Below are 5,853 nucleotides of genomic sequence, written 5' to 3'. Positions count from 1 at the left end.
ATTCGTTCACTCATTCAGGACCGCGCCCGCCCCAATGTGATCTTCGACATGGCCGTGAGCATGGGCATGCGCAGCCTGCGCCACGACGCGCTGGAGAAGGTGGTGCAGGGCCGGATCGATTTCAAGCAGGCTCGCACCGCCTACCTCTGACGCCAGGCTGCACTCAGCGTGGTGCCAGGCGAATCGCGCCATCCAGACGGATCACCTCGCCGTTGAGCATGTCGTTCTCGATGATGTGCTTGGCCAGCTTGGCGTAGTCGGCCGGCGTGCCCAGGCGGCTTGGGAAGGGCACGCTGGCGGCCAGTGCGTCCTGCACTTCCTGCGGCATGCCGAACAGCATGGGCGTGCCGAAGATACCGGGGGCAATCGTCATGTTGCGGATGCCGTTGCGCGAAAGGTCGCGTGCGATCGGCAGCGTCATGCCCACAATGCCGCCCTTGCTCGCCGCGTAGGCGGCCTGGCCGATCTGGCCGTCGTACGCGGCCACGCTGGCGGTGCTGATCATCACGCCGCGCTCGCCCGTGGCTTCGGGCTCGTTCTTGCACATCGCATCGGCCGCGAGGCGGATCATGTTGAAGCTGCCCACCAGATTGACCATGATGGTCTTGGTGTAGACGCCCAGGTTGTGCGCGCCGTTCTTGCCCACGGTCTTCTCGGCCGGTGCGATGCCCGCGCAGTTCACCAGGCCCATGAGCTTGCCCATGGTCAGGGCCTGGGCGACCACGGCCTGGCCGTCGGCCTCGCTGCTCACGTCGCACTTCACGAACGCGCTGCCAATTTCCTTGGCCACAGCCTCGCCTTTTTCCACTTGCATGTCGGCAATGACGACCTTGCCGCCGTTGGCAGCGAGCATGCGCGCCGTGCCTTCGCCCAAGCCCGACGCGCCGCCGGTGACGATGAAAACCTTGCCTTGAATGTCCATGGTGTGCTCCTGTGTCGTTGAAGGAATGTTTGACGTTGACGTAAACGTCAATCAGCGTTGGATTATGCGGCAGGTGTCCGTCATGAGGCTGTCACCAACCGCGCCTAGCCTGAAGCCTTTTGCCCTCACGGAGTCCCCATGTTCGACAGTCAGGACGAGTTGCTGCGCCGCATCCACACCGATTTGATGGACGGTTACGACGAAGAGCTGGAAATGGAGATCGAAGACCGGGTCGACGAGTCGCAGGACGCCGAGGCCTTGAAGCGGCACAAAGCCGAACGGCAGCAGTACTTTCGGGAGCTGTTCCGCCTGCAGGCCGAGCTGGTGAAGCTGCAGGACTGGGTGGTCGCCACCGGGCACAAGGTGGTGATTGTTTTTGAAGGTCGCGACGCGGCGGGCAAGGGCGGCGTCATCAAACGCATCACGCAGCGCCTGAATCCGCGCGTGTGCCGGGTGGCCGCGCTGCCCGCGCCCAACGACCGCGAGCGAACGCAGTGGTACTTCCAGCGCTACGCGGCGCACCTGCCCGCCGCGGGCGAGATGGTGCTGTTCGACCGCAGCTGGTACAACCGCGCCGGCGTGGAGCGTGTCATGGGCTTCTGCAATGACGAGCAGTACGAGGAGTTTTTCCGCTCGGTGCCCGAGTTCGAGAAGATGCTGGTGCGCTCGGGCATCCAGCTCATCAAGTACTGGTTTTCCATCTCCGATGAAGAGCAGCACCTGCGCTTCCTGGGCCGCATCCACGACCCGCTCAAGCAGTGGAAGCTCAGCCCCATGGACCTGGAAAGCCGCCGCCGCTGGGAGCTTTACACCAAGGCCAAAGAGGTGATGCTGGAGCGCACCCACATTCCCGAGTCACCCTGGTGGGTGGTGCAGGCCGACGACAAGAAGAAGGCGCGGCTGAATTGCATCCACCACCTGCTGCACCAGATGCCCTATGGCGAGGTTGAGAGGCCGACCATCACGTTGCCCGAACGCGTGCGGCACGAAGGCTACCGGCGCCACCAGGTGCCAGGCGAGATTCACGTGCCCCAGGTGTACTGACGCACAAAACAAAAGGCCCGCGATCGCGGGCCTTTGCACTCAAGAGGGCTGGGCTTACTTGTAGCCGACCCGGTCGAGCATCTGCTGCACTTTGGTCATGTTTTTCGCGACTGAGGCCAGCGGTACCGTCTCGGCCTTGAAGTTGTCACCGCCCATGGCCTTGATGGCAGGGTTGGCGACCTTCAAACCTTTGACTGCCGGGAACTCGTTGTTGCCGTTGGCAAAATAATCTTGTGCAAACGGGCTGGCCAGGAACTCCATGAACTGGATCGCGTTGTCACGATTCTTTGCATGCTTGGCCACGGCAGCGCCTGCAATGTTCACGTGGGTGCCGCTGGTGGACTGGTTGGGGAACACGATGCGCACCTTCTCCATCACGGCGCGGTCTTCCGGCTTGTCCGACTTGATGAGGCGGGCGATGTAATAGGTGTTGGTCAGCGCCACGCCACATTCGCCCGAGGCCACGGCCTTGATCTGGTCGGTGTCGCCACCCTTGGGTGCGCGCGCCATGTTGTCCACCACACCTTTGAGCCAGGCTTCGCCCTTCTGGTCACCCAGGCGTTCGACCACGGTGGCGAACAGCGACAGGTTGTAGGGGTGTGAGCCCGAGCGGGTGCAGACCAGGCCCTTGAGCTTGGCATCGGCGAGTTGTTCATAGGTCGCCACGTCGGCGGCCTTGACACGCATCGGGTCGTACACGATCACGCGGGCGCGGGTCGAAAAACCGGTCCAGGTCACGCCGCCTTCGCCGGGCGCAGCACGCAGGTTGGCGGGAATGGCGGCGTCCAGCTTGGCCGACTGGATCGGCTGGAACAGGCCCTGGCTGTCGGCCGATGCCATGCGGGCAGCGTCCACCAGCAAGATCACGTCGGCGGGCGACGCAGCACCTTCGGCGCGCAGGCGCGCCACGATGCCGGCGTCGTCGGCATCCACGCGGTTGATCTTGATGCCGGTGGTTTTGGTGAAGGTGTCGTACATCACCTCGTCGGTCTGGTAGTGGCGCGCCGAGTACAGGTTGAGCACCTTGTCCTGGGCCACGGCCTGGCCCTGCAGGCCGAGCGTGGCAGCCACAGCGGCCAGAGCAATCGAGAGTTTGCGAAACGCGGTCATGGGGATCCTCTTGGGAGTTGCGATGTGGGAAACAAGCGGTGCGCGGGGGGCGCTGGCTTGTCTGGAGTCCGGGATAATAGGGCGATGCTAACACTAACGCGAATTGTTCTCAATAAGTATTGCCGCATCTGGGGTCTTGTGCTGAGCCTGGCCTTTCTGGCGGCCTGCAGCACGGTGCAAGGCCCTGTGGGCGTGCCTCCGGTGTCGCCACCGCAGGCTCAGCCGCCCACTGTCGCGCCGCCCATGCGGGCGCCCCGCCTGGGGCTGGCGCTGGGTGGGGGCGCCGCGCGCGGCTTCGCCCATGTGGGCGTGATCCAGGTGCTGGAAGAAAACGGCATCCGTCCCGAATTTGTGACCGGTACCTCGGCCGGCAGTCTGGTGGCCGCGCTCTACGCCAGCGGCAAAACCCCCACCGAGCTGGAGCGGGTGGCCATGACCATGGACGAAGTCACCCTGACCGACTGGGCCTTGCCCATCCTGGGTCGCGGCCTGCTGCGTGGTGATGCGCTGGCGCGCTATGTGAGCCAGGCGGTGGACGGTCGCACGATCGAGAGCATGGCGCTGCCCCTGGGGGTGCTGGCGACCGACCTGGGCACGGGGCAGGGCGTCTTGTTCCGCCGGGGTGACGTGGCGCAAGCCGTGCGCGCATCGAGTGCTGTGCCCGGCCTTTTCGCACCTGTGGCCATCGCAGGGCGCGAATACGTGGATGGCGGACTGGTGGCGCCCGTGCCCGTGCAGCAGGCGCGCGACATGGGGGCCGAGGTGGTGATGGCGGTGGACATCTCCAGCGCGCCCGAAGGCAACCTGGCCGTGGGCAACATCCGCGTGTTGTTGCAGACTTTCGCCATCATGGGCCAGAGCATCAACCGCCATGAACTGGCCACCGCTGATGTGGTGGTGCGTCCCGCGCTGGCCGGCGTGGGCAGCGCCGACTTTGCATCGCGCAAACGCTCCATTGAGGCGGGTCGGGCGGCCATGCTGGCAGCGCTCCCGCAGCTCAAAACCCAGCTGGCCCGGCTGAAGCCGGTGAATGGGGCCGTTGGCTCAAGACCATAAAAAAAGCCCCCAGCCTTGCGGCGGGGGGCTTAAGGGGTCCGATGAAATCGAATTTCGAAAAGGACCCGAGGAGACAACCAAGAGAACGGGTTTGATCTGAAACCTGTTCCCGTGTGGGTCAGGCAGATCGTGCAGTGATCCTAGTTTGCGGCTTGGAGCGATTCTTCAAGTCGCCGATCAACGGCACGATCAACCGCTTGTTCAGCGCTTTTTGGCAACCGACTTCGAAGCGTTCACAGCCGAAGCCGTCACGGTGTTGAAGTTGGCTTCGGCCATTTCGGTGGCTTGCTTGACAGCCTTCTGCACCGATTCCATGGCGTTGTTGGCGGCGGACACGGCGCTCTTCATCACGGCCACGGCGGTTTCGGAACCGGCGGGGGCGTTCTTGGAAGCGTTGTCCACGACGGCCATGAATTTCTTCTGGGTGTCGCTGGCTTGGGCTTCAGCGGCCTTGCCGAATTCGGCGGTCGTGCCCTGGGCGATGTCGTAGAGGTGGCGGCTGTAAGCCACGGTCTTTTCGGCCAGGGGCTGCATCAGGCTGGCTTGCAGCGTCAGCAGTTCCTGGGCGTCTTTGACGCTGAGCAGGGCCTGGGTGCTGTTGGCGGACTCGGACATGGCGGCCTTGGTGGCTTGCATGTTCAGTTCAACCAGCTTTTCCACGCCTTCGAAGGCTTTCTGGGTCAGACCGAAAATGGTCTCGATGTTGGCTTTCTGGGCGGCAATCATTTGTTCGGCGGTCAGCATATTCGTACTCCTAAACTTGGGTGAAACAGGGTTTAGTTGAAGGCTGCTGGGAACACGGCGCTGTCTGGACGCTTTTGCTTTTTGTTCACATTGCTGCACTGCAACATGATCGCAATTATAGGGATTACCCGGTGCGGCGCAAGTGCTTTTTGCTGCGCTGCACCATTCTAGGCAGCAAGGACTAAAAGGCGGAGCCCGCCCGTCGAATACCCGAGGCGGACACAATCCCGTGTCTTTCCCTTCCCTGTGCGCACCGCCTTGCAAGCTTTTTACGCCGACCACTTCGTCCTGCCGCTGCCCGAAGGGCACCGTTTTCCGATGGCCAAGTACGCCCGGCTGCGCGAACGCCTGGCCCGCGAGTTGCCACAGGTGGAACTGCGCGAGGCCGAGCCGGCGAGCGACGGCGAACTGGCGTTGGTGCACACCCCCACCTATATAGACGCCGTGCGCACCGGCACCCTGGCGCCGGTGGCCCAGCGCGAGATCGGTTTTCCCTGGAGCCCGGCCATGGCCGAACGGGCGCGCCGCTCGGTGGGTGCCACGGTGCAGGCCTGTCGCCGCGCCTTGGGCGGCGCTGGTCTGGCAGCCAACCTGGCCGGGGGTACCCACCACGCCTACGCCGACAAGGGCAGCGGCTTCTGCGTGTTCAACGATGCTGCCGTGGCCGCCCGACTGATGCAGGCCGAACACGCGCGAGCCCACCGGGCACGCGGCATGTTGCGCGTGGCCATCGTCGATCTCGACGTGCACCAGGGCAATGGCACAGCAAAGATCTTTGCCCAAGACGACTCCGTGTTCACGCTCTCGCTGCACGGCGCGAAGAACTTCCCGTTCCGCAAGGAGCCGAGCGATCTGGACGTGGAACTGCCCGATGGTTGTGGCGACGCCGAATATCTCGAAGCGTTGGAACGCGCGCTGGAAGAACTGGAGCGCCGCTTCGATCCTGGCCTGGTGATCTATCTCGCCGGGGCTGATCC

Annotated in this window: 6 protein-coding genes; 3 read left to right on the top strand and 3 right to left on the bottom strand. The window is 63.9% G+C overall.

Features of this window, described 5'->3' with window-relative positions; all coding sequences use genetic code 11:
- Window positions 1–163: 163 nt before the first annotated feature.
- Complete coding sequence (locus Q0C59_RS18100) at window positions 164–922, bottom strand: 3-hydroxyacyl-CoA dehydrogenase (protein ID WP_291218157.1); 759 nt, start codon at window positions 920–922, stop codon at window positions 164–166.
- 138 nt (window positions 923–1,060) lie between these two features.
- Here Q0C59_RS18100 and ppk2 point away from each other — a divergent pair, with 138 nt between their 5' ends.
- Window positions 1,061–1,966: a polyphosphate kinase 2 gene (gene ppk2, locus Q0C59_RS18095; RefSeq protein WP_291218155.1), complete on the top strand. Its 906-nt coding sequence runs from the start codon at window positions 1,061–1,063 to the stop codon at window positions 1,964–1,966.
- A gap of 54 nt (window positions 1,967–2,020) precedes the next feature.
- On the opposite strand, the gene Q0C59_RS18090 is transcribed toward ppk2, so the two are convergent.
- Window positions 2,021–3,076 carry an extracellular solute-binding protein gene (locus Q0C59_RS18090; RefSeq protein WP_291218152.1) on the bottom strand — a complete coding sequence of 352 codons (1,056 nt, stop codon included), beginning with the start codon at window positions 3,074–3,076 and terminating at the stop codon, window positions 2,021–2,023.
- An 84-nt stretch (window positions 3,077–3,160) separates the two neighbouring features.
- Here Q0C59_RS18090 and Q0C59_RS18085 point away from each other — a divergent pair, with 84 nt between their 5' ends.
- A complete protein-coding gene (locus Q0C59_RS18085; RefSeq protein ID WP_407066570.1) occupies window positions 3,161–4,132 on the top strand; it encodes a patatin-like phospholipase family protein in 972 nt (323 codons plus the stop codon).
- 201 nt (window positions 4,133–4,333) lie between these two features.
- On the opposite strand, the gene Q0C59_RS18080 is transcribed toward Q0C59_RS18085, so the two are convergent.
- Window positions 4,334–4,876: a phasin family protein gene (locus tag Q0C59_RS18080; protein ID WP_291218150.1), complete on the bottom strand. Its 543-nt coding sequence runs from the start codon at window positions 4,874–4,876 to the stop codon at window positions 4,334–4,336.
- 258 nt (window positions 4,877–5,134) lie between these two features.
- On the opposite strand from Q0C59_RS18080, the gene Q0C59_RS18075 reads away from it, so the two are divergent.
- Window positions 5,135–5,853: histone deacetylase (locus tag Q0C59_RS18075; protein ID WP_291218148.1), on the top strand; the 719-nt coding region annotated here is incomplete at its 3' end.

Origin of the sequence: Hydrogenophaga sp. (genome assembly GCF_022844385.1) — a bacterium.
Taxonomy (GTDB): Bacteria; Pseudomonadota; Gammaproteobacteria; order Burkholderiales; family Burkholderiaceae_C; genus Hydrogenophaga.
Note: the sequence above shows the minus strand (reverse complement) of the source record. Positions and strands in the feature narration are given on the sequence as shown.

What these genes read in the sequence shown, in the direction of transcription:
- Q0C59_RS18080 (WP_291218150.1), bottom strand. Translation starts at nt 4,876, where the DNA reads ATGCTGACCGCCGAACAAATGATTGCCGCCCAGAAAGCCAACATCGAG.
- Q0C59_RS18100 (WP_291218157.1), bottom strand. Translation starts at nt 922, where the DNA reads ATGGACATTCAAGGCAAGGTTTTCATCGTCACCGGCGGCGCGTCGGGC.
- Q0C59_RS18090 (WP_291218152.1), bottom strand. Translation starts at nt 3,076, where the DNA reads ATGACCGCGTTTCGCAAACTCTCGATTGCTCTGGCCGCTGTGGCTGCC.
- ppk2 (WP_291218155.1), top strand. Translation starts at nt 1,061, where the DNA reads ATGTTCGACAGTCAGGACGAGTTGCTGCGCCGCATCCACACCGATTTG.
- Q0C59_RS18085 (WP_407066570.1), top strand. Translation starts at nt 3,161, where the DNA reads ATGCTAACACTAACGCGAATTGTTCTCAATAAGTATTGCCGCATCTGG.